The 3,001-nt window shown below is 49.6% G+C and carries 1 rRNA gene; it reads left to right on the forward strand.

What is annotated here, in order from left to right:
* Positions 1-88 precede the first annotated feature (88 nt).
* Positions 89-2,979, forward strand: a 23S ribosomal RNA gene (locus tag P20495_RS20775).
* Positions 2,980-3,001: the final 22 nt, after the last annotated feature.

The following is a 3,001-nucleotide window of genomic DNA, read 5'->3' on the forward strand; positions in this document are numbered from 1 at the left end:
GTTGATTGATTGGTATCTACTTTAGTATTCAATATTGACTTCTGGCGAAGTTAAACTGTCACAAAACAAAGACCCGTTTGGGTTGTATGGTTAAGTGACTAAGCGTACACGGTGGATGCCTTGGCAGTTGGAGGCGATGAAGGACGTATTAACTTGCGATAAGCCTAGTCAAGCTAGTAAAAAGCGCTTGAGACTAGGATTTCCGAATGGGGAAACCCACCTGCTTGCAGGTATCGTTAACTGAATACATAGGTTAACGAGGCGAACGCGGAGAACTGAAACATCTAAGTACCCGTAGGAAAAGAAATCAACCGAGATTCCGAAAGTAGCGGCGAGCGAAATCGGAACAGCCCTTAAGCTTATTATGTGTTAATGGAAGGCTGCTGGAAAGCGCCACGATACAGGGTGATAGTCCCGTACATGAAAAGACATTTTAAGTGAAATCGAGTAGGTCGGAGCACGTGAAACTTTGACTGAATATAGGTGGACCATCATCTAAGGCTAAATACTCCCAACTGACCGATAGTGAACCAGTACCGTGAGGGAAAGGCGAAAAGAACCCCTGTGAGGGGAGTGAAATAGAACCTGAAACCGTGTACGTACAAGCAGTAGGAGCCCACTTGTTGGGTGACTGCGTACCTTTTGTATAATGGGTCAGCGACTTATATTTTGTAGCGAGGTTAACCGAATAGGGTAGCCGTAGGGAAACCGAGTCTTAACTGGGCGACTAGTTGCAAGGTATAGACCCGAAACCCGGTGATCTAGCCATGGGCAGGTTGAAGGTTGAGTAACATCAACTGGAGGACCGAACCCACTAACGTTGAAAAGTTAGGGGATGACCTGTGGCTAGGAGTGAAAGGCTAATCAAACCGGGAGATAGCTGGTTCTCCCCGAAATCTATTTAGGTAGAGCCTCGGACGAATACTTACGGGGGTAGAGCACTGTTAAGGCTAGGGGGTCATCCCGACTTACCAACCCTTTGCAAACTCCGAATACCGTAAAGTAATATCCGGGAGACACACGGCGGGTGCTAACGTCCGTCGTGAAGAGGGAAACAACCCAGACCGCCAGCTAAGGTCCCAAAGTCATAGTTAAGTGGGAAACGATGTGGAAAGGCCCAGACAGCCAGGAGGTTGGCTTAGAAGCAGCCATCCTTTAAAGAAAGCGTAATAGCTCACTGGTCGAGTCGGTCTGCGCGGAAGATGTAACGGGGCTAAACTATGCACCGAAGCTGCGGATTCAGAATTTATTCTGAGTGGTAGGGGAGCGTTCTGTAAGCGGTTGAAGGTGTACCGGGAGGTATGCTGGACGTATCAGAAGTGCGAATGCTGACATGAGTAACGATAATGGGAGTGAAAAACTCCCACGCCGGAAGACCAAGGGTTCCTATCCCATGTTAATCAGGGTAGGGTAAGTCGACCCCTAAGGCGAGGCCGAAAGGCGTAGTCGATGGGAAACAGATTAATATTTCTGTACTCGATATAATTGCGATGGGGGGACGGAGCAGGCTAAGCAAGCATAGCGTTGGTAGTCTATGTGAAAGTGAGTAGGGCGTTTGTTTAGGTAAATCCGGACGAACATTAAACCTGAGACACGAGACGAGTCACTACGGTGATGAAGTTGCTGATGCCATACTTCCAGGAAAAGCCTCTAAGCTTCAGATTATATGGAATCGTACCCCAAACCGACACAGGTGGTCAGGTAGAGAATACTAAGGCGCTTGAGAGAACTCGGGTGAAGGAACTAGGCAAAATCGTACCGTAACTTCGGGAGAAGGTACGCTCCTATCTGTGATGAGACTTGCTCTCTAAGCGGACGGGAGCCGCAGTGACCAGGTGGCTGGGACTGTTTATTAAAAACACAGCACTGTGCAAAATCGCAAGATGACGTATACGGTGTGACACCTGCCCGGTGCCGGAAGGTTAATTGATGGGGTTATCCTTAGGGAGAAGCTCTTGATCGAAGCCCCGGTAAACGGCGGCCGTAACTATAACGGTCCTAAGGTAGCGAAATTCCTTGTCGGGTAAGTTCCGACCTGCACGAATGGTGTAACCATGGCCACGCTGTCTCCACCCGAGACTCAGTGAAATTGAAATCGCAGTGAAGATGCTGTGTACCCGCGGCTAGACGGAAAGACCCCGTGAACCTTTACTACAGCTTGGCACTGAACATTGAACCTACATGTGTAGGATAGGTGGGAGACTTTGAAGCAGCGACGCTAGTTGTTGTGGAGTCAACCTTGAAATACCACCCTTGTAGTTTTGATGTTCTAACGTTGGCCCCTGAATCGGGGTTACGGACAGTGCCTGGTGGGTAGTTTGACTGGGGCGGTCTCCTCCTAAAGAGTAACGGAGGAGCACGAAGGTTGGCTAAGTACGGTCGGACATCGTACGGTTAGTGTAATGGTAGAAGCCAGCTTAACTGCGAGACAGACACGTCGAGCAGGTACGAAAGTAGGTCATAGTGATCCGGTGGTTCTGAATGGAAGGGCCATCGCTCAACGGATAAAAGGTACTCCGGGGATAACAGGCTGATACCGCCCAAGAGTTCATATCGACGGCGGTGTTTGGCACCTCGATGTCGGCTCATCACATCCTGGGGCTGAAGTCGGTCCCAAGGGTATGGCTGTTCGCCATTTAAAGTGGTACGCGAGCTGGGTTTAGAACGTCGTGAGACAGTTCGGTCCCTATCTGCCGTGGGCGTTTGAGAATTGAGAGGGGTTGCTCCTAGTACGAGAGGACCGGAGTGAACGAACCGCTGGTGTTCGGGTTGTCATGCCAATGGCATTGCCCGGTAGCTACGTTCGGAACTGATAAGCGCTGAAAGCATCTAAGCGCGAAGCAGGCCTCGAGATGAGTTCTCACTAGACTTTTAAAGTCTCTGAAGGGCCGTTGAAGACTACAACGTTGATAGGCAAGATGTGGAAGTGGTGTGAGCCATTAAGCTAACTTGTACTAATTACCCGTGAGGCTTAACCATACAACGCCAAACGCGTTTTATG

The sequence above is a fragment of the Pseudoalteromonas sp. BSi20495 genome (assembly GCF_000241185.1).
GTDB classification, from domain to species: Bacteria; Pseudomonadota; Gammaproteobacteria; order Enterobacterales; family Alteromonadaceae; genus Pseudoalteromonas; species Pseudoalteromonas fuliginea.